This is a genomic window from Cupriavidus sp. H39, assembly GCF_050271075.1.
Taxonomy (GTDB): Bacteria; Pseudomonadota; Gammaproteobacteria; order Burkholderiales; family Burkholderiaceae; genus Cupriavidus; species Cupriavidus necator_B.
Window position 1 is genome coordinate 487,928 of the sequence record NZ_CP189846.1, and the last position, 21,794, is coordinate 509,721.

Below are 21,794 nucleotides of genomic sequence, written 5' to 3' on the forward strand. Positions count from 1 at the left end.
ACAGCCCCGCCGCGGCATGGCGCCGGCAGCGGGGAAATGCCGGATGCCCCACTGCGGCGGGGTATGCTAGGGTTGTACCCGAGACTCGACCTGCAGTTTGCGACAAGCCTGCGCTCTCCTCGCCGGCCTTGCGCCCCCACTGCACCCGACATGCCCGTCTACACGCCCACGCTGAAAGCACGCATTGCGATCATCACCACCGTGCTGGCCGCGGTGTTCGGCACCGGCATCGTACTGATTGCCCTGTACGACGCGCATCGCGACCTGCACGATGCGCTCGAAGGCCAGCAGGACTCCGTGGTCAAGCTGACCGCCAACCAGCTCGACACGGCCATGAACGACCGGATCCAGCTGCTGTCGCACCAGGCCGACCAGCTCGGCGGCCTGCTGGCGCAGGCGCACGGCGCGCAGGCCGCGGCGGCGCGGCAGCGGGCGCTGGAGGCGCTGTCCGCCGCGATCCCGGTGCCGGCGGCGTTCAACGCGCTGCTGGTCGCCGACCAGCACGGCAATGTCGTGAGCGGACATGGCGCCGGCGCTGAAGTGGGCGACCGCGCCTATTTCCGCGAGGCGGCACGCACGCTGGCACCGGTGGTATCGCCGCCGATCCGCTCGCGCGCCACCGGCCAGATGGGCGTGCTGGTGGCGGTGCCGGTGCTGTCGCCACAGCGCAGTTTCCAGGGACTGGTGGGCGGTTGGCTGGACCTGTCCAGTGCCAACTTCCTGGTCGACATCCTGCATAACCGGCTGGGCACCACCGGCTATTACTGCCTGGTATCGGCCGGCCGCGAGCCGGTCTACGTGCGCCATCCCGACCCCGCCCAGGCGCGCCAGCCGGCACGGCCGGTGGCCGATACCTGCGGCGAGGACGACAGCCCCGCTACCCTGGAATTCCTTACGCCGGCGCGGCCGGTGATTGCGCGCTACCTGATGTCGAGCACCGGCTGGGAACTGGTGGCATTGCTGCCGGCGCGCGAGGCCTACGCGCCGCTGCGACAGATGCAGCAGCGCTTCCTGGGCATGGCGGGGGTGGCCATGGCCGCGGTGGCGCTGCTGATCTGGCTGGCGGTGCGGCGCCAGCTGACGCCGCTGTCGCGCCTGCATCGGGTGGTGCTGGCCAGCGCCAACGACCTGTCCGCGTTCGAGCGGCTGCCCACGCGCCAGCAGCGCGACGAGATCGGCGACCTGACCCGCGCTTTCATCAAGCTGATGCGCGACGTGCGCGAGCGCCGCCAGGCGCTGGACCGCAGCGAACGGCGGCTGCGCGCCGTGACCGACACGCTGCCGTCGCTGCTGGCCTTCGTCGATACCGAAGCACGCTATGTGTTCAACAACCTCGCCTACGAGCGGGTGTTCGGCCTCAAGCCCGAAGAACTGCGCGGCAAGCCGATGCGCGAGGTGCTCGGCGAGGCCCGCTTCGCGCGCGTGCGGCCGTTCCTGGAACGCGCGCTGGCCGGCAGCGCGGTGACCTTTGAAACCGAGGACGAGGGCCCCGACTACCACTGCATGGAAACCAGCCTGCGCCCGGAATGGAGCGCCGACGGCAGCGCAGTGGTGGGCGTGCATGTTCACGTGCAGGACATCACGCAGCGCAAGCTCGAAACGCAGCGCCTCGCGCGCATGTCGCGCACCGACCACCTGACGCAGCTGCTCAACCGCAGCGCCTTCGAAGGCCAGCTGCACGCGGCCATGACGCGCAGCCGCGAGCATGGCGCGCTGATGGCGCTGCTGTATCTCGACATGGACCGCTTCAAGGCGGTCAACGATATCCACGGCCACGCCGCCGGCGACCTGCTGCTGCAGGACTTCGCGCAGCGCGTGCGCCAGTGCGTGCGCGACAGCGACACCGTGGCCCGGCTCGGCGGCGACGAGTTCGCCGTGGTGCTGGAAGACCTGCCGCAGCCCGCCGCCGCGCGCCGCGTCGCGCAGGCGATCCTGCAGGCGATGGACCAGCCGTTCAGCTTCGAGGGCGTGCGCGCCGACGTCGACGTCAGCATCGGCGTAGCGCTGTACCGCGGCGGCCCGGCGCATGACCACGAGCTGATGCGGCTCGCGGACGTGCTGCTATACCGCGCGAAGGGCGCGGGCCGCGGCCGCTACGAGATCGGCCCGCCGGAACTGGCGGAGGAACCGAGCCCGCAGCCCGCGGGGCCGCACGCGGCTCAGTGAATGGTGCCGGCGGGCTTGTCCGGCGCCGCGCCGCCGGCGCCCTCGGGCTCGAACGGCACGTGGCGCCCATCGCTGGACTGGTAGCCAAGCTGGGCGTCGGCGCCCAGCATCTTTTCCCAGGCGATCATGGCCTCGGCGACGGCCTCGGGCGCGCCCTTGAACACCACCACATCGTTGCCGCAGTTGGGACATTCGCCGCCGAACACGGCGTCGATGCCGGGCAGGCCCGGCACGTCGAGCGCGTCGAACTGCGCGAACGCGGTCTTGCAGTGCCCGCAAACCAATTGGGGCGGGCGCAAGGCCTCGATCTTTGCGCGTGCCTGTGCTGCACGCTCCTCGGGGGTACCCCGCCGTTTTGCCTCGCCCATGATGTCGTTCCTTCCCCGTGCTGCCGGTGTGTGTGTTGGCATCGGCCGGCCGTGCGGCCGGTGCCATGCCTGTTAGATGCGCAATGCGGGCCGGTGGTGCCCGAACCCTGCCGCAGGTGACGGCCGCGTTGCCTGCGTGCCGGCGCCTGCCTGCTGCGCTTACCTGGCATTGTAACCAGCGTGGCGCAGCAAATACCGGGCCGACAGGAAGCTGCAGCGCCTGCTATTGTGGATAACGATGCCCTGAGCGGGCGTGCAGGCGACGCTTGCCGCACCGCGGGCATGCCGGTTCCATCCACCTACCCCCGAGGAGGACGTTCCATGATCCGACCCACCGTGCAGGAAAACGCCGCCCGCTACGCTGACTGCATTGCCGCCTGCAATGCCGCGGCGGCGGCCGCCCTCAAGTGCGCGGCCGCCTGCCTGGAAGAACAGGACGTGCGCAAGATGGCGCGCTGCATTGCGCTGGACATGGATTGTGCCGGCATCGCCCAGCTGGCCGCGTCCTACATGCTGCGCAACAGCGAGTTCGCGCCGCTGGTGTGCGAGGACTGCGCCGAAGTCTGCAAGTGGTGCAAGGAGGAATGCGAGCGCCATGATGCCGAGCACTGCCAGGAATGCGCGCGCGCCTGCGCCGCGTGCATGGAGCAGTGCCTGAAAATGACGGCGTAGCGCAAGCGCCGCTCAGTTCCCGCCGGGTGCCTGCCCGGATGGTGCGTCCGCCAGCGCGACAAAGGCATCGATCAGCCGCGCGCCGCGCCGCTCGCGCAGGCAATACAGGTATTCGTGCAGGCATGGCGAAGCATCGGTGAAGCCCAGCACGCGCAGGTCAGCATGGCTGGGCACCTCGTGCCGGGCGATCACCGATACGCCCAGGTTGCGGATCACCGCTTCGCGGATCGACTCCCGGCTGCCGATTTCCATCTGCGCCGCGGGACTGACGCGCGCGTGCGCCAGCATGTCTTCGGTGGCGATGCGTGTGGTCGACCCCAGTTCGCGCATCAGCAGCCTGCAGCCCGCCAGCGCGCTGACCGGCACTTCGGCATGCCCGGCCAGCGCATGGGTGCGATGCACCACCAGCATCAGCGGGTCCACCCCCAGCAGCATGCGCGACAGGCGCGCATCGTCCACGCGCTGCGACGACGTGGCCAGGTCGACGCGGTATTCCTGCAGCGCCGCCAGCACCTCCTGCGAGTTGCCGGTGACCACGTTGACGTCGATGGCCGGGAAACGATCGCTGAAGCGGCGGATCAGTTCCAGCACGTAGTAAGGCGCGGTGGCGCCCACGCGCAGGCTGCCGGTGCGCAGGTCGCCGGAATGGCGCAGGAAGAAGTCGATCTCGGTTTCCTGCTGCACCAGCGCCTCCACCCGCGGCAGCAGCGCCAGCCCGGCGTCGGACAGCGCCAGCCGGCGCCCGCCGCGATGGAACAGCTCGACCCCGTAGGCATCTTCCAGCGCGCGGATCTGCGCCGTAATGGTGGGCTGCGACAGGCCCAGGCGCCTGGCCGCCTGCGTGACGCTGCCGATGCGGGCCACCATGAAGAAGGATTTGAGCTGGGCGATGAGCATGCGGCGGGAAGATGTCGCGAAAGCCGGCAGCGCGGCAAGACAGCGGAGCGCGGGCACCCGCCGTGGTGAAGCGGTATTCTAATGGACTGCATCACGCCTTCCGCCCAGCCGCCCGCCGCCTTGCCAAGGAGTCTGCCCATGCCTGACCCGTCCACCGCCGCCACCCGCATCGAAAAAGACAGCCTCGGCGACGTGCCCGTGCCCGCCGACCACCTGTGGGGGGCGCAGACCGAACGCTCGCGCCAGAACTTCCGCATCGGCACCGAGAAAATGCCGCCCGCGCTGATCGAGGCCTTTGCCATCCTGAAGCTGTGCGCGGCGCGCGCCAACGGCGAACTGGGCGTGCTCAAGCCCGAACTGGCGCACGCCATCGAGCAGGCCGCCGCCGAAGTCATCGAAGGCCGCTGGCCCGATGAGTTCCCGCTGTCGGTGTGGCAGACCGGTTCCGGCACGCAGACCAACATGAACCTGAACGAGGTCATCGCCAACCGCGCGATCCAGTTGCTCGGCGGCCAGGTCGGCAGCAAGACGCCGGTGCATCCCAACGACCACGTCAATGCCAGCCAGTCTTCCAACGACAGTTTTCCCACCGCGATGCACATCGCCGCCACGCGCGCGATCCAGCAGCAACTGCTGCCGGCGCTGGAGCAGTTGCAGCAGACCTTCGCGCGCAAGGTCGAAGCCTTTGCCGATATCGTCAAGGTAGGCCGCACGCACCTGCAGGACGCGGTGCCGCTGACGCTGGGACAGGAGTTCTCGGGCTACATGGCGCAGGTGGCCGATGCCCAGTCGCGCCTGCAGCAGGCCATGCTGCGCGCGATGCCGGTGGCACAGGGCGGCACCGCGGTGGGCACCGGCCTGAACGCGCCGCACGGCTTCGCCGCCGCCTTTGCGCGCGCGCTGGCCGACTACACCGGCCTGCCGTTCGAGCCCGCGCCCAACCGCTATGCGCTGCAGGCCGCGCACGATGCGCTGGCGGACCTGTCCGGCGCGCTCAACACCACTGCCTCGTCATTCCTGAAGATCGCGCGTGACTTCATGCTGCTCGGCTCCGGCCCGCGCGCCGGCTTTGCCGAGCTGGTGCTGCCGGCCAACGAGCCGGGCTCGTCGATCATGCCGGGCAAAGTCAACCCGACCCAGGCCGAGGCGCTGGCGATGGTGTGCTGCCGTGTGATCGGCAACCACACCACGGTCACGCTGGCGAACGGGCTGGGCACGCTGGAACTGAACGCCTACAAGCCGGTGATCATCTACAGCCTGCTGCAGTCAGTGAGCCTGCTGGCGGGCGCGGCCTCGAGCTTTGCCGAGCATATGGTCGAAGGCGTCGAGGCCGACCGCGAACGCATCGCCGAGCTGCTGGAGCGCTCGCTGATGCCGGTGACCGCGCTCAATCCGCATATCGGCTACGACCGCGCCGCGGAGATCGCCAAGCTGGCGGTCAAGCGCAACCTGTCGCTGCGCGAGGCGGCGATCGCGTCCGGGCATGTCACCGAGGCGCAGTTTGCCGAGTGGATCGACCTGAAGGGGATGACGCGCGAGGTGTAGCGCGCAAGGGATAAAACAGAGGCGCCCGGCGTGGAATCAATCCGCGCCGGGGCGGGCCGGCCTCAGCCGACGAAGGCCTTTTCCAGCACGAAGTGGCCGGGGTGGCTCATATTGCCTTCGGCAAAGCCGCGCGCTTCCAGGATGCCGCGCACGTCCTTGAGCATATCGGGACTGCCGCACAGCATGATGCGATCGTTCTCGGTCGAGAACGGCGCCACGTCCAGGCGTTCGAACAGTTCGCCCGAGGCGATCAGGTCGGTGATGCGGCCGCGGTTGTCGAACTCTTCGCGGGTCACGGTCGGGAAGTACACCAGCTTCTCGCGCACCAGGTCGCCCAGGTGCTCGTGCTGCGGCAGGTGTTCCTGGATCAGCTCGCGGTAGGCCAGCTCTTCCACGAAGCGGCAGGTGTGGGTCAGCACGACCTTGTCGTAGCGCTCGTAGACCTCGGGGTCGCGGATGATCGACAGGAACGGCGCCAGGCCGGTGCCGGTCGCCAGCAGCCACAGGGTCTTGCCGGGCAGCAGGTTGTCCACCAGCAGCGTGCCGGTCGGCTTCTTGCCGACGTAGATCTGGTCACCCTCGCGCAGGTGCTGCAGGCGCGAGGTCAGCGGGCCGTCGGGCACCTTGATGCTGAAGAATTCCAGCGTCTCTTCGTAGTTGGCACTGGCGATGCTGTAGGCGCGCAGCAGCGGGCGGCCGTTCACCTCCAGCCCGACCATGGCGAACTGGCCGTTTTCAAAGCGGAAACCGGGGTCGCGCGTGCAGGTGAAGCTGAAAAGGGTGTCGGTCCAGTGGTGGACGGAAAGGATCGATTGCTGGTTCAGATTGCTCATGGCAAGACGCGGAATACAGCGCAACGGGCGCGCCAAAACGGCTGGGAAGGAAGCGATCTTAACGCATGAGCCGAGTGGGCGCAGGCGGAGCCTGCAACGCCAGCAAGGGATTTGCGCGCGCCACGGCGCAGGTGCGGCGTGGGAAGCACGCGGCTGATTGTTGATGAATTTTGGCTAATCCTTTGTTATGGACAACATTTATTCACTGAGTGCCAACGTCCATCATGCAGCCATCCCCAACCTCACCAGGAAACTGCCATGACCTCCACTTCCTCCCTTCCGCTTGCCTCACGCCGTGCCGCCCTCGTCACCGGCGGCTCGCGCGGCATTGGCCGCGCCATTGCGTTGCGGCTCGCCGCCGACGGCTTTGACGTGGCCGTCGGCTATGCCGACAACGCCGCCCGTGCCGAAGACACCGTGGCGGCGGCACGCGAGGCCGGCGTCCACGCGATCGCCGTCCAGGGCGATGTGGCGCAAGCCCCTGACGTGGCACGGCTGTTCGACGCCGCGCAACAGGCCTTCGGCCGGCTCGACGTGGTGGTCAACAGCGCCGGCATCATGCCGATGGCGCCGGTGGCGCCGGCCAGCGTCGACACCTTTGACCAGGCCATCGCCACCAACCTGCGCGGCGCCTTCCTGGTGCTCGGCGAGGCGGCGGCGCGCCTTGGCCAGGGCGGGCGCATCATCGCACTGTCGACCAGCGTGATTGCGCGCGCCTTTCCCAACTATGGGCCGTACATCGCGGCGAAGGCCGGCGTCGAGGGGCTGGTGCGGGTGCTGGCCAACGAACTGCGCGGCCGCGGCATCACCGTCAACGCGGTGGCGCCGGGACCGGTGGCGACCGAGCTGTTCCTCGACGGCAAATCGGCGGAGCAAGTGGCGCAGCTGTCGAAACTGGCACCGCTGGAGCGACTGGGCACGCCCGAGGACATTGCCGGGGCGGTGGCGTTCCTGGCCGGGCCGGACGGCGCGTGGGTCAACGCGCAGGTGTTGCGCGCCAATGGCGGCTTTGCCTGATCGGCATCAGCCGCCGGGCGATGGCGTGGGCGGCAGTTCGCAGCGCTGTCGCGCCAGCGCCTCGCGCGAGTAGCCGTGGCGCACGCGCAGCTGGTGCTCCACGGCGTCCGCCTGGTCCAGGCAGGCGAACACCAGGTCATCCTTGAACCGCTGCGATACGCCCTTCAGGCGCGGCGCCTCGTAGGCGACCTGGCGCGCACGGCAGCGCAGGAACAGCAGGGTTTCCTGGGAAGCGATGATGAGCTGGTCCTGCTCGATCCGCTTGCATTCGACCAGATCCTGGGCAGAGGCGCTGGCGCCGGCAAAGAGCAAAGGCAGGCACAGCCATCGGCGCAACGAGCGGTGCATGGCAAACGGGGGGCGCAGAAGGCCAGTTGAGGGTCCGGCTCGAATCATTGCCCAGCGGCGCGCACAGTGCAAGCCACAGTGCGCGCAACATCGCATTGCGGCATGGCTTCGGACGGCCCAATTCGGATTCAGTGTCCCGCATGCCGGACAATCGCCCACAAACCCTGATAACGCCGTCGCCCGCCGGGCCCATGCAGCGCCGCAGCGCCTCGCCTGGGCTGGGCAGGCCAGTCCGTTGCCGGTACGCTTGAGGCCATAGCGCCGCAGTGCGCGCCAGATCACGCCCCAGACGCACGGGCTTTTGCGCCCGGCCCTGCCCAGTGTGCCCCCGCCGCTTCAACGCCGATGCGGGCCCTGTCAGCGGCATCTTCCGCCCGTACTGCGCAACGCGACCCACCGCGGCGGTTGCACCGCCCTGACTGCAAAGACCCCCACATCATGACCGATCTCACCGCTACCCCAGCCCAGGCGGCGCCGCCCGACCGTGAAGAGGTGCGCAAGCGCGTCTACGCCATCGTTGCCGCTTCCTCGGGCAACCTGGTCGAATGGTTCGACTTCTATGTCTACGCCTTCTGCGCCATCTATTTCGCGCCGTCGTTCTTTCCCAAGTCCGATCCCACCGCGCAACTGCTCAATACCGCCGGCGTGTTTGCCGCCGGCTTCCTGATGCGTCCGATCGGCGGCTGGCTGTTCGGCACCATCGCCGACCGCCACGGCCGCAAGAACTCGATGCTGATCTCGGTGGTCATGATGTGCGCCGGCTCGCTGCTGATCGCCTGCCTGCCCACCTACGCCAGCATCGGTAACTGGGCCCCGGCGCTGCTGTTGCTGGCGCGGCTGATCCAGGGCCTGTCCGTCGGCGGCGAGTACGGCACCACGGCCACCTATATGAGCGAGGTGGCGTTGCGAGGGCGGCGCGGGTTTTTCTCGTCGTTCCAGTATGTGACGCTGATCGGCGGGCAGTTGCTGGCGGTGCTGGTGGTGGTGATCCTGCAGCAGTTGCTGGACGAAGCCGAGCTGAAGGCCTGGGGCTGGCGCATCCCGTTCGTGGTCGGGGCCGTCACCGCGGTGGTGGCGCTGTTCCTGCGCCGCACGCTGCATGAAACCTCGTCGGCCGCCAGCCGCGGCAGCAAGGAAGCCGGCAGCGTCGCCGGGCTGTTCCGCCACCACAAGGCGGCGTTCTTCACGGTGCTGGGCTATACCGCCGGCGGCTCGCTGATCTTCTACACCTTTACCACCTACATGCAGAAGTACCTGGTCAACACCGCCGGCATGTCGATCAAGACCGCCAGCTATGTGATGACCGGCTGCCTGTTCCTGTACATGTGCATGCAGCCGCTGTTCGGCGCGCTGTCCGACCGCATCGGCCGGCGCAACAACATGCTGCTGTTCGGGGCGCTGGGCGCGCTGGGCACGGTGCCGATCCTGACCGCGCTGGGCACCGTCAGCAGTCCCGGCATGGCCTTCGTGCTGATCGCCGCGGCGCTGGCCATCGTCAGCTTCTATACCTCGATCAGCGGCATCGTGAAGGCCGAGATGTTCCCGCCCGAGGTGCGCGCGCTGGGCGTCGGTCTGGCCTATGCCATCGCCAACGCGATCTTCGGCGGCTCGGCCGAATATGTCGCGCTCGGCATGAAGACGCTGGGCCATGAAACCGCGTTCTACTGGTATGTCAGCGCGATGATGGTGGTGGCCTTCCTGGTCAGCCTGCGCCTGCCGCGCCAGGCCCGCTACCTGCATCACGAGCACTGAGGCCCGTGCCCGCGCGCGGGCATGGCAAACTACGGGGCCGGCAGCCGCCACGCGGCGCGCCGGCCCCTTATCTTTTTTCCGAGCCATGGATCTCAACGCCCTGCGCCTGTTCGTCGACATCGTCGACGCCGGTAACCTGAGCGCGGCCGCGCGCAAGCTCAAGATGACGCGCGCCAACGTCAGCTACCGGCTCAAGGCGCTGGAGGAAGAGCTGGGCGTGCAGCTGCTGCGCCGGACCACGCGCCATGTCGAGCCGACCCCGGTGGGCGCCGGGCTGTACGAGCACGGCCGCAATATCCTGGGCGAGGTCGCCGCCGCCAATGCGCTGATCAGCAACATGGGAAAGAGCCTGCAAGGCCATGTGCGGCTGTCGGTGCCTACCGGGCTAGGCCATTCGCTGCTGTCGCCGCTGCTGGTGCGGTTCAAGCAGCGCTACCCGGACATCACGCTCGACGTGGTCTTCGACAACCGCGTGCACAACCTGGTGTCCGAGGACGTTGAAGTGGCCCTGCGCATCATTTCCACGCCGCCGGATTCGGTGGTGGCCACCGAGATCGGTGCCGTCGACTGGATCGTGTGCGCGTCGCCGGGGTACCTCGCCGGACACCCGGCACCGCAGGCGCTGTCGGGGCTGCAGGCCCATGCCATCGTGTGCGCGTCGCCGGTGGGGCAGAAGCTCAAGGCATCGGGTTCGCGCGAAGGCGGCAGCGGCGACGAGGTCCGCGAACAGGTGGTGCTCGAGCCCACGCTCAGCTCGGAGAATTTTGCCTTCCTGAAAGAGGCGGTGCTGGCCGGCCTGGGCGTCGGCATCTTCCCGATCTATGCCATCGGCGCGGAACTCGACAGTGGCGCGTTGCTGCCGCTGCTGTCCGACTACCGCATCAGCGTGTTTGGCAGCAAGCTTTACATGCTGACCCTGCCCAACCGCTACCAGACCTTGGCCACGCGCTACCTGCTGAACTTCCTGAAGACCGAACTCCAGGCGGTGTGGCCGCGGCTGCACCGTTAGCCGCGGGCCTTCAGGCATGGTGCCGGCGCACTATAGTAGGAGCACAAGGATAACCGTCGGCGCATCCGGAACCAAGGAGCAACCATGGCCCTGGCCAGCACGCTCGCAAACTGCCTGAGCAGCAAGAACACCCACTACGACATCATCCGCCATCCCTACACCCTGAGCAGCATGGCCACGGCAGAGGCCGCGCACGTGCCCGGGGACCGGCTGGCCAAGACCCTGTTGCTGGAGGATGACCGCGGCTACGTCGCCGCTGTGATCCCTTCGAGCCATCACCTGCAGATGGCCGCCATCTGCGAACAGACCGGGCGCAACCTGGTGCTGGCGCACGAGGACGAGATCCGCGAGATCTTCAAGGACTGCGATCTCGGCGCAATTCCTCCGGTGGCGATGGCATACGGCATGCAGACTTATGTCGACGACACCCTGATGCAGCAGCCCGAAGTCTATTTCGAGGGCGGCGACCACCAGGAGCTGGTGCACATGAGCGGCGACCAGTTCGCGCAGCTGATGTCGGATGCGGGGCATGGGCAGTTCTCGCGCCGCATGATGTAAGCGGTCGCGGCAACGGCCACCACGCGGGCTTGCCGCCTGCGCGGTGGCCGTTTTGCGTTTTCCGGCGATTAAAGCTCAGCCGGCGGGCAACGCCGGCGCGCTGTCGTCCTTCAGGTCCACGCCGGAGCGCCCCAGCGCCGCGGCGCCGCGCAGCAGGAACACCAGCCGGTCGGCCGCCTGCGCATACGGCAGCCCTTCCGGGCGCACATTGGAGATGCAGTTGCGCTCGGCATCGGTGCGGCCCAGGCGCGGCGCATAGGTCAGGTAGATGCCAAGGCTGTCGGGCGAACTCAGCCCGGGCCGCTCGCCGATCAGCATCACCACCTGGCGCGCGCCCAGCCGCTCGCCGATTTCGTCGCCCAGCGCCACGCGCGACTGCTCGGCCACCACCACGGGACCGACCTGCCAGCCGTGCGGCAGGCGTTGCCGCGCCGCCTCGAGCAGCGGCAGCGCATGGCGCTGCGTCGCCAGCGCTGACAGGCCATCGGCGATCACGAACACCACATCGGGCGCCTGCTGCGGCCGTGCCGCGTCCAGCTGCGCACGGCTGGCCTGGTCCAGGCGCCGGCCCAGGTCAGGGCGGCGCAGGTAATGCTCGCGGTCCGGCGCCGCGCTGTGCACGGTGGCGTGCGGCAGCCCTGCAGCCTCCAGCACCGCGGTGATGGTGCCCACCTCCAGCGCCAGGTGCACCGCGTCGCGCGCCTGCGCGTGGGCCAGGCCGAACGCCAGCACGGCATCGGTGGGCTGGCTGTGGCCGGTGCGGCCCAGCGCGATGCGCGCGCGCGTGAACCGGCGCAGCCGTTGCCACGGGTCGGCTTCGTCCGCGGCGGTGTCCGGGCTGGCGGGCGTCTGGCGTCTGGCCGTCATCGCTCGCGCCTCACAGGGTGTGGGCCATCTGCAGCAGCGGCTGGCGCGCCGCCGGCTCCAGCAGCCGGCCAGCGGCATCGGCCATGCCCATGCGCTGCAGCCACGCCTCGAACTCCGGCGCCGGCCGCAGCCCCAGCACTTCGCGCAGGTACAGCGCATCATGGAACGAGGTGCTCTGGTAGTTCAGCATGATGTCGTCGGCGCCCGGCACGCCCATGATGAAGTTGATCCCGGCCACGCCGAACAGCGTCAGCAGCGTATCCATGTCATCCTGGTCGGCCTCGGCGTGGTTGGTGTAGCAGACGTCGCAGCCCATCGGCACGCCCATCAGCTTGCCGCAGAAGTGGTCTTCCAGCCCGGCGCGGATGATCTGCTTGCCGTCGTACAGGTACTCCGGCCCGATAAAGCCCACCACGGTATTGACCAGCAGCGGCGAGAACGCGCGCGCCACCGCATAGGCACGCGCCTCCATGGTCTGCTGGTCGACGCCGTGGTGCGCGTCGGCCGACAGCGCGCTGCCCTGCCCGGTCTCGAAATACATCACGTTGTCGCCCACGGTGCCGCGCGCCAGCGCCTGCGCGGCGTCGTGCGCCTCGGCCAGCAGCGCCAGGCTGATGCCGAAGGCCGCATTGGCGCGCTCGCTGCCGGCCACCGACTGGAACACCAGGTCCACCGGCGCGCCCTGCCCGATCGCGCGCAGCGTATTGGTGACATGGGTCAGCACGCAGGACTGCGTGGGGATGTCGAAGCGGCTGCGCAGCTCATCGATCATGCGCAGCAGCGAGACGATCGTGCCGAGGTGGTCCGAGGCCGGGTTGACGCCGATGGTGGCATCGCCGCAGCCGTAGAGCAGGCCGTCGATGATCGACGCGGCGATGCCCTTGGGGTCGTCGGTCGGGTGGTTGGGCTGCAGCCGCACCGCCAGCCGGCCCGGCAGCCCCACCGTGCTGCGAAAGCGCGTGACCACCTGGCATTTGCGCGCCACCGCGACCAGGTCCTGGTTGCGCATCAGCTTGCTGACCGCCGCCGCCATTTCCGGGGTGATGCCAGGCGCCACCCGCGCCAGCAGCGCGCTGTCGGTGTCATGCCGCAGCAGCCAGTTGCGCAGGTCGCCCACGGTGGTGGCGCCGATCGCGGCGAAGGCCGCGGCGTCGTGGCGGTCGTGGATCAGGCGCGTGACTTCGTCGTCCTCATAGGGCACCAGCGCCTCGTTGAGGAAGCGCGTCAGCGGCACCTCGGCCAGCGCCAGCCTTGCCGCCATCCGCTCCTGTTCGCTTTGCGCGGCGAGGCCCGCCAGCGCGTCGCCGGAGCGCGCCGGGCTGGCCCGGGCCAGCAGCGTGCGAAGATCGGCAAAGACGTGGCGGTGGCTGCCGATGGTATGGGTGTAGGCCATGCGTTGCGTTCCCTGGCTTTGCGACAACGGAGACAGCGCGGCGCACGACTGGCCGAGCCCGATTCCCCCTAATATAGACACCCTTTGCGTGTGCCGATATGCCAACATCGACATCACGTGGCGGCGGCACATGCGACTGACGCAGCCGACTGACGCAGCCATTACATCTGGATCGGCGAGAATCCAGAATTCTTTTCAGCAAATTGCATGCCGGAGACACCGATGAAAGACCCCGAACCGACCGCCACCCCGCGCCTGCCGCCGGCGGCGTGGTACAGCGTCGGCACCGTCGCCTACCTGCTGACCGCGCTGGCGCTGTGGACCGTGCTGCATGCCAACCTGGTCGCGGCGCTGCTGTCCGGGCTGCTGCTGTATTCGCTGGTGGACGTGCTGGCGCCGCGCCTGAGGCGGCTCAACCAGCGCCACGACGCGCTCGCCGTGGCGATCCTGTCGGCGCTGATCCTGCTGGGGCTGACGCTGGCGGGCTGGCTGCTGGTGCGCTTCGTCAGCGGCGAGGGCAACACCCTGGACGGCCTGCTCAACCACGTGGCCGACATCATCGACCGCTCGCGCGGGCAGCTGCCGCCCTGGCTCAGCGACGCGCTGCCCAACGGCGTCGACGAACTGGCCAACACACTGATCGACACCCTGCGCGAGCATGCCGCGATGGCACAGAAGCTGGGCGCTGAAGTCCTGCGCACGCTGGTGCATATCCTGATCGGGCTGGTGATCGGCGCGATGGTGGCGCTGTACCGCGCGGTGGCGCGCCCCAACCGGCGCCCGCTGGCGGCCGCGCTGGTGGCGCGCGCGCGCACGCTGCAGCTGGCGTTCTCGCAGTTCATCTTTGCACAGATCCAGATTTCCACCATCAACACCGTGCTGACCGCGGTCTACCTGCTGCTGGTGCTGCCGCTGTTCGGGGTACACCTGCCGCTGAGCAAGACCCTGGTGGTGATCACGTTCGTGGCAGGACTGCTGCCGGTGCTGGGCAACCTGATCTCGAACATGGCCATCGTGGTGGCTTCGCTGTCGGTGTCGCTGCCGATCGCGGTGGCGTCGATGGTGTTCCTGGTGGTGATCCACAAGCTGGAGTACTTCCTGAACGCGCGCATCATCGGCGCGCGCATCCAGGCAGCGGCGTGGGAGCTGCTGATGGTGATGCTGCTGATGGAAACCTTGTTCGGCATCCCGGGCGTGATCGCCGGGCCGATCTTCTATGCGTACCTGAAGCGCGAGCTGGCCGGCGCCGGGCTGGTCTGAATGCCGCGGCCGGCACCCCGGCCCATGGTAGGACCAATTTCCGGCCAGCGCCCCGGGCTCAGTCCCCGTCCTGCTCCACCCGGCTGCGCACGAAGTCGATATGGGTCTGCATGGCGGTGCGCGCCTCTTCGGGGCGGCGCGCGCAGATCGCATCGCACAGCGTGCGGTGCTGCAGCAACAGCAGGTCCGACGCCCCGTCATCCTGTTCGCGCAGGCCGGTGCCGTTGATGGTGATGTGCTCGCGCAGCATGCCGATCACGCTGGTATGCAGGTGCAGGAACATGGTGTTGTGCGAGGCCTGCGCGATGGCGTCATGCAGTTGCGCATCGGCATCGGCCTCGGCCTGCTTGTCGTCGGCGGCGCGTGCGCGCTCCAGCTCGGCCATCAGCGCGCGGATGCGCTTGACGTCCGCGGGATTCGCGCGCAGCGCGGCAAAATAGGCCGTGGCGCCTTCCAGCACGCGGCGGAATTCCAGGATGTCTTCACGCAGCGCGGGATGGTCCGCCACCAGCTGGCCCCAGGGCGACGCAATGCCCGCGCGCAGCTGGTCGGTGGCATAAACGCCGGCGCCGCGCCGGCTCTGCAGCAGGCCGCGCGCAGCCAGGCGCTGGATGGCCTCGCGCACGGTGTTGCGCGCCACCGCGTATTCCTCGGCCAGCACGCGCTCGGCCGGCAGCCGCGTGCCGGGCGGCCAGGTGCCGTCGAGCAGCGCGGTTTCCATGCGCCGCATCACCGACTCCACGCGTCCGCGGGTGTGCCCGTGCCTGGCTGCCGTCATGCCGTATGTCCTCGTCCTGATCCTGTGCGCGACGGCCCCGGAGAATTGGTCCAACCAATTTGTACCGCCGCGCGGAAGCGGGAATTATGCGCCCAAACGTGCGACCCAGCACGTGCGGAGCGAGACATGAAGGATCGTCAGTACCCCAGCGGCCCTGCCCCCACGCAGGCCTACCTGTTTGCCACCTGCCTGGTCGACCTGTTCGTGCCCCAGGCTGGCCTCGATGCCGTGCGGCTGCTCGAGCGCGAAGGCCTGACCGTGCATTTTCCGCGCGGGCAGAGCTGCTGCGGCCAGCCCGCCTACAGCAGCGGCAACCCCGACGCGGCCCGTGCGGTGGCGCGCGCCCAGCTTGAACTGTTCCGCCAGCCGTGGCCGGTGATCGTGCCGTCCGGTTCGTGCGCAGGCATGATGCGCCACCACTGGCCCCAGCTGTTTGTCGACGATCCGGTGGCCGGCCCCCAGGCCCGTGAACTCGCCGGGCGCGTTTATGAACTGGGCGAGTTCCTGCTGCACGTGCTGAAGGTGGATTTCGGCGATGCCGCAGCGTCGGCCCAGGCGCCGGAACGCATCGTGCTGCATACCTCGTGCGGCGCCCGCCGCGAAATGGGTACGCGCCAGCACGGCGTGGCCCTGGTCGATGCGCTGCCCGGCGTGACCCGCGTCGAGCATCAGCGCGAGTCCGAATGCTGCGGGTTCGGCGGCACCTTTTCGCTCAAGCATCCCGACATCTCCGGCGCCATGGTGCGCGACAAGGTGGCCGCGGCCTGCGCCACCGGCTGCGACCGGCTGGTTTCGGCCGACTGCGGCTGCCTGCTCAACATCGGCCATACCGCCGCGCACGACCACGCGCCGCTGCAGGTAGAGCACCTGGCCAGCTTCCTGTGGCGCCGTACCGGAGGTGCCGCATGAGCACGCCCGGCGCCCGCGAACGCATGCTTGGCCGGCTGCGCGCCGCCGCACCCGCGCCGTCCCCGCAAACCACTGAGCTGGACCACCGCATCGACGATCATTTCGCCGCGCGTCGCGCGGGCACGCCGACCACCGGCGAGCGCGTCGCCGCGATGCAGGCCGCGCTGGAAGGCCTGCATGCCGAAGTCTGGTGCGCCGGCGCGACCGCGTGGCCCGCGTTGATTGCCACGGCACTGGCCGAGGCTGGCGTAAAGCGCCTGCTGCTCGATCCGGCCAGCCCGGCCGGCGCCACGCTGGCTGCCGCACTGCCGGCCGGGATAGCAGCCATCGGCTACGACCGCCCGCTCGAAGCGTGGAAGGCGGAACTGTTCGACACCGTCGATGCCGGCTTTACCGTGGCGCGCTCCGGCATCGCCGCCACCGGCACGCTGGTGCTGGCGCCCGACGCGGGCTCGCCGCGCACGGTGTCGCTGGTGCCGCCGCTGCATGTCGCGCTGGTGCGCGCCTCGACACTGCATGACGACCTGCACATGGCCGCGCGCATCGAGCGCTGGGCCGACGGCATGCCGACCAACCTGGTGCTGATCTCGGGTCCGTCCAAGACCTCCGATATCCAGCAGACCCTGGCCTACGGCGCGCATGGTCCGCGCCGGCTGTGGGTCGTAATCGAGACCGACACCGCGGAGGCCGGGCAATGAGCCAGCAGACCCTGCAATTCGTTGCGCCACAAGACTTCAAGGCGCGCGCCCGCGAGGCACTGGACGATCCCAAGCTGCGTCAGAGCTTCCGCGGCGCGATGGACTTCCTGCAGGGCAAGCGCCTGGCGCAGTTCCCCGACGCCGATGAACTGGAGCGCCTGCGCGACCTCGGCGAAGCCGTGCGCCAGCACGCGCTGGCCAACCTGCCGGACCTGCTGGTGCAGCTTGAAGACAAGCTCACCGCGGCCGGCGTGCAGGTGCACTGGGCCGAGACCGCCGCCGAGGCCAACGCGATCATCCACGGCATCGCCAGCGCCCGGGGGGCAACGCGCGTGATCAAGGGCAAGTCGATGGCCAGCGAGGAGATCGAGCTGAACCATTACCTGGCCGAACGCGGCGTTGACTGCATCGAGTCGGACATGGGCGAATACATCGTCCAGCTGGCCGGCGAGAAGCCATCGCATATCGTGATGCCGGCGATCCACAAGACCAAGGGCGATATCGCGCAGCTGTTCACGGCGCATATCCCCGACACGCCCTACACCGAGGACGTCGACGCGCTGATCCAGACCGGGCGCCGCGCGCTGCGGCAGGCCTTTGTCGAGGCGGACATCGGCCTGTCCGGCGTGAATTTCGCCGCCGCCGACACCGGCACGCTGTGGCTGGTCGAGAACGAGGGCAACGGCAGGCTGTCGACCACCGTGCCCGACGTGCATATCGCCATCATGGGCATGGAGAAAGTGGTGGCCAGGCTCGAGCACATTGTGCCGCTGTCGACGCTGCTGACGCGCTCGGCCACCGGCCAGGCCATCACCACGTATTTCAACCTGATCTCGGGCCCGCGCCGCGCGGGCGAGCGCGACGGCCCCCGCGAAGTCCACCTGGTGCTGCTCGACAACGGCCGCACGCAGGCCTATGCCGACGCGCAGCTGCGCGCCACGCTGCAATGCATCCGCTGCGGTGCGTGCATGAACCACTGCCCGGTCTACACCCGCATCGGCGGCCATGCCTATGGCACCACCTACCCGGGTCCGATCGGCAAGATCATCTCGCCACACCTGCTGGGGCTGGACGCCACCGCCGACCTGGCCACCGCGTCGAGCCTGTGCGGCGCCTGCGGCGAAGTCTGCCCGGTGCGCATCCCGATCCCGCAACTGCTGGTGCGCCTGCGCACCGAGGCCAACCGCGATCCCGCCGAGCCGGTCGCCCATCCGCTGCGCGGCCAGGGCGCGAAGTACAGCCGCAGCGAGCACCTGGTGTGGCGCTTCTGGAGCGGCGCGTATTCGCACCCGGCCGTGTACCGGCTGTTCCGCTGGGCCGCGACGCGGCTGCGCGCGCTGACGCCGGCGCGGCAGATGGGCTGGACCCAGCACCGCACGCCGCTGCGGCCGGCGGCGAAGAGCCTGGCGGATTTGCTAAAGGACAAGGGGCAGCCGGAGTAGGAAGGCCGCTCAGCATCGTTGAGCTATCCCGATACCACTGGTGTTCTCCCTCTCCCGCCTGCGGGAGAGGGCCGGGCTGAGGGCAGGCGCGTCGACGAAGTGAAGCGCAGTCGCATAACAACGGCCTGCCCTCACCCCCTGCCCCTCTCCCGCTCGCGGGAGAGGGGAGCAAACCAGCGGACGCGGATGCGCCCGCAGCCCCCAACCAACAAAACAACGATTTTCCGAAACACCACCCAAGCAGGAGACTAAACCGTGCAACCCTGGACCCAACTCTACACACCGCTAGGCAGCCTGTGGCTGTCCGCGCTGGCGGCAGCCATTCCGATCCTGTTCTTCTTCATCGCGCTCGCGGTCTGGCGCATGAAGGGCCATGTCGCCGCGGCGGTGACGCTGCTGCTGGCGCTGGCCGTGGCGATCTTCGCCTACGGCATGCCCGCGCAGCAGGCACTGGCCGCGGCCGGCTTCGGCTTTGCCTACGGGCTGTGGCCGATTGCGTGGATCATCGTGACCGCGGTGTTCCTCTACAAGATCGTGGTCAAGACCGGCCAGTTCGACGTGATCCGCGCCTCGGTGCTGTCGATCACCGACGACCAGCGCCTGCAGATGCTGCTGATCGGCTTTGCCTTCGGCGCCTTCCTGGAAGGCGCGGCGGGCTTCGGCGCGCCGGTGGCGATCACCGCGGCGCTGCTGGTGGGGCTGGGCTTCAATCCGCTGTACGCGGCAGGCCTGTGCCTGATCGCCAATACCGCGCCGGTGGCGTTCGGCGCGATGGGCATTCCCATCATCGTGGCCGGGCAGGTGACCGGCATCGACCCGTTCCATATCGGCGCCATGGCCGGGCGCCAGCTGCCGCTGCTGTCGCTGCTGGTGCCGTTCTGGCTGGTGTTCATGATGGACGGGGCCAAGGGCGTGCGCGAGACCTGGCCGGCGGCGCTGGTGTGCGGCGGCAGCTTCGCAGTGACCCAGTACTTCACCTCGAACCATATCGGACCCGAGCTGCCGGACATCACCTCGGCACTGGTAAGCCTGGTATCGCTGGCGACGTTCCTGAAGGTGTGGCAGCCGCGCAGCGCATCGCAACGTGCCGGCGGCAGCGCGGGTGGCGGCGTGAGCGGCGGCACCGTCGCGCTGGCAGGCTTTGGCGGGGGCTTCGGCGGCGCGCTGGCGAGCCGCCAGGCATCGCCCTATACCGTGGCGCAGACGCTGCGCGCGTGGGCGCCGTTCGGCATCCTGACCGCCATCGTCACGGTGTGGAGCCTGCAGCCGTTCAAGGCGCTGTTCGCCGCCAACGGCGCGCTCGCCGGTACGGTGCTGAAGTTCAAAGTCCCCGGGCTGGACCAGCTGGTGATCAAGGCCGCGCCGATCGTGGCCACGCCCAAGGCCTACGACGCGGTGCTGAAGCTCGACCTCCTCTCCGCGGTCGGCACCGCCATCCTGCTGACCGCGCTGATCTCCGCCGTGCTGCTGCGCATGAAGCCGCGCGACCTGCTGGCCACCTTCGGTGAAACGCTGGTGGAACTGGCGCGCCCGGTGCTGTCAATCGGCCTGGTGCTGGCGTTCGCCTTTGTCGCCAACTACTCCGGCATGTCGTCGACGCTGGCGCTGCTGCTGGCCGGAACCGGCGCGGCGTTCCCGTTCTTCTCGCCGTTCCTGGGCTGGCTGGGGGTGTTCCTGACCGGGTCCGATACCTCGTCCAACGCCTTGTTCTGCGCGCTGCAGAACACCACGGCGCACCAGATCGGCGTGTCCGATACGCTGATGGTGGCCGCCAACACCACCGGCGGCGTCACCGCCAAGATGATCTCGCCGCAGTCGATCGCGGTGGCCTGCGCGGCGACCGGGCTGGTGGGCAAGGAATCGGAGCTGTTCCGGTTTACCGTGAAGCACAGCCTGCTGTTCGCGGTGATCATCGGCATCATCACGGTGGTGCAGGCCTACCTGTTGCCGGGGATGATTCCGGGGTGATGAACTTTGCGTGACCCATTGGATGCTCCCTCTCCCGCTTGCGGGAGAGGGTTGGGGTGAGGGCGGGAGTCTTCACGAAGTCCAGCCGGTGGTATGCCTGCGCCTGCCCTCACCCCTGCCCCTCTCCCGCAAGCGGGAGAGGGGAGCAAACCGCGGTACTAACCGGCCACGTCGCTATTCGAGGAACTCGTCCCCTTCAGTGAGCGGCGCATATCGGTACGTCGCCGGCGTGCGGCTCAGTTTCACCGGCGCGCCCAGCCCCTGGTATCCCCCTTCCATCTCCACCACCATCCCGCGGTGCCGCGTATGCGGATGCTGCAAGGCATCGGCCACGGACAGCACCGGCGCGCAGGGCACGCCTGCGGCCACCAGCTCGTCGGCCAGCACCTTGCCATCGAACTCGGACAGCCTGGCTTCCAGTTCCGCCTTCAGCGCCACGCGGTTCACCGAGCGCGCGCCCGCCGTGGCATAGCGCTCGTCATCGGCCAGCGCAGGCAGCCGCAGGTGCTCGCACAGGATGCGGAACTGCCGGTCGTTGCCCACGGCCAGGAAGATCGGGTCCGTGGCAGTCGCCACCGTGTCGTACGGGTAGATGTTCGGGTGCGCGTTGCCGGTGCGCTGCGGCGTCTTGCCGCTCATGAACCAGTTGGCTGCATGCGGATGCAGCAGCGACAGGCCGGAGTCATAGAGCGCCGCCTCGACAAACTGCCCGCGCCCGCTGCGCGCGCGCTCCTGCAGCGCCAGCAGCACGCCGATCACGGCGTTCAGGCCGGTCACCATGTCCACCACTGGCAAACCCACGCGCAGCGGATCGCGATCGGCCTCGCCGTTGATGCTCATGATGCCGGACATGGCCTGGATCGCGGCATCGTAACCGGGCAGGCCGCCCAGCGGGCCGTCGGCGCCGAAGCCGGAGACGCGGCAATGGACCAGCCGCGGGAAGCGCTCCGACAGCACGTCATAACCCAGCCCCCACTTCTCGAGCGTGCCGGTCTTGAAGTTCTCGACCAGCACGTCGGCCTCGGCCAGCAGCGCCAGCAGCACCTCGCGGTCCGGCTCGGCGGCCAGGTCCAGCCGCATCACGCGCTTGTTGCGGTTCAGGCCGAAGTAGTAGGACGCGACGCCGTCCTTGAACGGCGGCCCCCAGGTACGCGTGTCGTCGCCCTGCGGCGGCTCGATCTTGAGCACGTCGGCGCCGTGGTCGCCCAGGATCTGGCCGCAATACGGGCCGCCCAGGATGCGCGACAGGTCGACTACGCGGATGCCGGCGAGCGCGCCGGGACTGGCTTGGTTCATGGCTGCGATCCCCTGTGC

The 21,794-nt window shown here is 68.9% G+C and carries 20 protein-coding genes; 12 read left to right on the forward strand and 8 right to left on the reverse strand.

Annotated features, from left to right (window positions below):
* The first annotated feature begins 150 nt into the window (after positions 1 to 150).
* On the forward strand, positions 151 to 2,166 hold the full coding sequence (locus tag ACOCMH_RS02630) for a diguanylate cyclase domain-containing protein (RefSeq protein ID WP_427307625.1): 2,016 nt from the start codon (positions 151 to 153) through the stop codon (positions 2,164 to 2,166).
* Here ACOCMH_RS02630 and ACOCMH_RS02635 read toward each other — a convergent pair.
* The gene (locus tag ACOCMH_RS02635; RefSeq protein ID WP_427307626.1) at positions 2,160 to 2,534 is read right to left on the reverse strand and encodes a hypothetical protein; all 375 of its coding nucleotides are present in this window, start codon (positions 2,532 to 2,534) and stop codon (positions 2,160 to 2,162) included. The two genes, ACOCMH_RS02630 and ACOCMH_RS02635, sit on opposite strands and share 7 nt — an antisense overlap.
* Before the next feature lie 321 nt (positions 2,535 to 2,855).
* Between ACOCMH_RS02635 and ACOCMH_RS02640 the strand changes: the two genes are divergently transcribed.
* Positions 2,856 to 3,206 carry a four-helix bundle copper-binding protein gene (locus ACOCMH_RS02640; RefSeq protein WP_018006016.1) on the forward strand — a complete coding sequence of 117 codons (351 nt, stop codon included), beginning with the start codon at positions 2,856 to 2,858 and terminating at the stop codon, positions 3,204 to 3,206.
* A gap of 12 nt (positions 3,207 to 3,218) precedes the next feature.
* Here ACOCMH_RS02640 and ACOCMH_RS02645 read toward each other — a convergent pair whose 3' ends face one another.
* Complete coding sequence (locus ACOCMH_RS02645; RefSeq protein ID WP_427307627.1) at positions 3,219 to 4,103, reverse strand: LysR family transcriptional regulator; 885 nt, start codon at positions 4,101 to 4,103, stop codon at positions 3,219 to 3,221.
* A 138-nt stretch (positions 4,104 to 4,241) separates the two neighbouring features.
* Here ACOCMH_RS02645 and fumC point away from each other — a divergent pair, with 138 nt between their 5' ends.
* Positions 4,242 to 5,648 carry a class II fumarate hydratase gene (fumC, locus tag ACOCMH_RS02650; protein WP_427307628.1) on the forward strand — a complete coding sequence of 469 codons (1,407 nt, stop codon included), beginning with the start codon at positions 4,242 to 4,244 and terminating at the stop codon, positions 5,646 to 5,648.
* 62 nt (positions 5,649 to 5,710) lie between these two features.
* On the opposite strand, the gene ACOCMH_RS02655 is transcribed toward fumC, so the two are convergent.
* Positions 5,711 to 6,481 carry a ferredoxin--NADP reductase gene (locus ACOCMH_RS02655; RefSeq protein WP_171517426.1) on the reverse strand — a complete coding sequence of 257 codons (771 nt, stop codon included), beginning with the start codon at positions 6,479 to 6,481 and terminating at the stop codon, positions 5,711 to 5,713.
* Between the two features lie 258 nt (positions 6,482 to 6,739).
* On the opposite strand from ACOCMH_RS02655, the gene ACOCMH_RS02660 reads away from it, so the two are divergent.
* Positions 6,740 to 7,498: an SDR family oxidoreductase gene (locus ACOCMH_RS02660; protein ID WP_427307630.1), complete on the forward strand. Its 759-nt coding sequence runs from the start codon at positions 6,740 to 6,742 to the stop codon at positions 7,496 to 7,498.
* Positions 7,499 to 7,504: 6 nt separating this feature from the next.
* On the opposite strand, the gene ACOCMH_RS02665 is transcribed toward ACOCMH_RS02660, so the two are convergent.
* Positions 7,505 to 7,846, reverse strand: coding sequence for a hypothetical protein (locus tag ACOCMH_RS02665; RefSeq protein WP_427307631.1), 342 nt, complete (start codon positions 7,844 to 7,846; stop codon positions 7,505 to 7,507).
* Positions 7,847 to 8,284: 438 nt separating this feature from the next.
* Here ACOCMH_RS02665 and ACOCMH_RS02670 point away from each other — a divergent pair, with 438 nt between their 5' ends.
* From ACOCMH_RS02670 to ACOCMH_RS02680, 3 genes are all read left to right on the forward strand, one after another.
* On the forward strand, positions 8,285 to 9,598 hold the full coding sequence (locus ACOCMH_RS02670) for an MFS family transporter (protein WP_427307632.1): 1,314 nt from the start codon (positions 8,285 to 8,287) through the stop codon (positions 9,596 to 9,598).
* A gap of 85 nt (positions 9,599 to 9,683) precedes the next feature.
* Complete coding sequence (locus ACOCMH_RS02675) at positions 9,684 to 10,607, forward strand: LysR family transcriptional regulator (protein ID WP_427307633.1); 924 nt, start codon at positions 9,684 to 9,686, stop codon at positions 10,605 to 10,607.
* 84 nt (positions 10,608 to 10,691) lie between these two features.
* Entirely contained in the window at positions 10,692 to 11,165 is a 474-nt protein-coding gene (locus tag ACOCMH_RS02680) for an aminoacyl-tRNA deacylase (protein ID WP_427307634.1), read from the forward strand.
* 75 nt (positions 11,166 to 11,240) lie between these two features.
* Here ACOCMH_RS02680 and eutC read toward each other — a convergent pair whose 3' ends face one another.
* Both eutC and ACOCMH_RS02690 read right to left on the reverse strand, forming a co-directional pair.
* Positions 11,241 to 12,032, reverse strand: coding sequence for an ethanolamine ammonia-lyase subunit EutC (gene eutC, locus ACOCMH_RS02685; RefSeq protein ID WP_427307635.1), 792 nt, complete (start codon positions 12,030 to 12,032; stop codon positions 11,241 to 11,243).
* A gap of 10 nt (positions 12,033 to 12,042) precedes the next feature.
* Positions 12,043 to 13,425, reverse strand: a complete 1,383-nt coding sequence (locus ACOCMH_RS02690) for an ethanolamine ammonia-lyase subunit EutB (RefSeq protein ID WP_427307637.1) — start codon at positions 13,423 to 13,425, stop codon at positions 12,043 to 12,045.
* A 222-nt stretch (positions 13,426 to 13,647) separates the two neighbouring features.
* On the opposite strand from ACOCMH_RS02690, the gene ACOCMH_RS02695 reads away from it, so the two are divergent.
* The gene (locus tag ACOCMH_RS02695) at positions 13,648 to 14,685 is read left to right on the forward strand and encodes an AI-2E family transporter (protein ID WP_427307638.1); all 1,038 of its coding nucleotides are present in this window, start codon (positions 13,648 to 13,650) and stop codon (positions 14,683 to 14,685) included.
* Between the two features lie 58 nt (positions 14,686 to 14,743).
* Here ACOCMH_RS02695 and ACOCMH_RS02700 read toward each other — a convergent pair whose 3' ends face one another.
* On the reverse strand, positions 14,744 to 15,463 hold the full coding sequence (locus ACOCMH_RS02700) for a FadR/GntR family transcriptional regulator (RefSeq protein WP_427307639.1): 720 nt from the start codon (positions 15,461 to 15,463) through the stop codon (positions 14,744 to 14,746).
* Between the two features lie 126 nt (positions 15,464 to 15,589).
* Between ACOCMH_RS02700 and ACOCMH_RS02705 the strand changes: the two genes are divergently transcribed.
* From ACOCMH_RS02705 to ACOCMH_RS02720, 4 genes are all read left to right on the forward strand, one after another.
* Positions 15,590 to 16,372 carry a (Fe-S)-binding protein gene (locus ACOCMH_RS02705; protein WP_427307640.1) on the forward strand — a complete coding sequence of 261 codons (783 nt, stop codon included), beginning with the start codon at positions 15,590 to 15,592 and terminating at the stop codon, positions 16,370 to 16,372.
* Positions 16,369 to 17,070 carry a LutC/YkgG family protein gene (locus tag ACOCMH_RS02710; protein WP_427307641.1) on the forward strand — a complete coding sequence of 234 codons (702 nt, stop codon included), beginning with the start codon at positions 16,369 to 16,371 and terminating at the stop codon, positions 17,068 to 17,070. Before ACOCMH_RS02705 ends, ACOCMH_RS02710 begins: the two co-directional genes overlap by 4 nt.
* Positions 17,067 to 18,512 (forward strand): LutB/LldF family L-lactate oxidation iron-sulfur protein, encoded by a 1,446-nt coding sequence (locus ACOCMH_RS02715; protein WP_427307642.1) that lies wholly within the window; start codon positions 17,067 to 17,069, stop codon positions 18,510 to 18,512. The genes ACOCMH_RS02710 and ACOCMH_RS02715 overlap by 4 nt, the downstream gene beginning before the upstream one ends.
* Positions 18,513 to 18,767: 255 nt before the next feature.
* Positions 18,768 to 20,480: a lactate permease LctP family transporter gene (locus ACOCMH_RS02720; RefSeq protein WP_427307643.1), complete on the forward strand. Its 1,713-nt coding sequence runs from the start codon at positions 18,768 to 18,770 to the stop codon at positions 20,478 to 20,480.
* Positions 20,481 to 20,654: 174 nt separating this feature from the next.
* Here ACOCMH_RS02720 and ACOCMH_RS02725 read toward each other — a convergent pair whose 3' ends face one another.
* A complete protein-coding gene (locus ACOCMH_RS02725) occupies positions 20,655 to 21,776 on the reverse strand; it encodes a CaiB/BaiF CoA transferase family protein (protein ID WP_427307644.1) in 1,122 nt (373 codons plus the stop codon).
* Between the last annotated feature and the right edge of the window lie 18 nt (positions 21,777 to 21,794).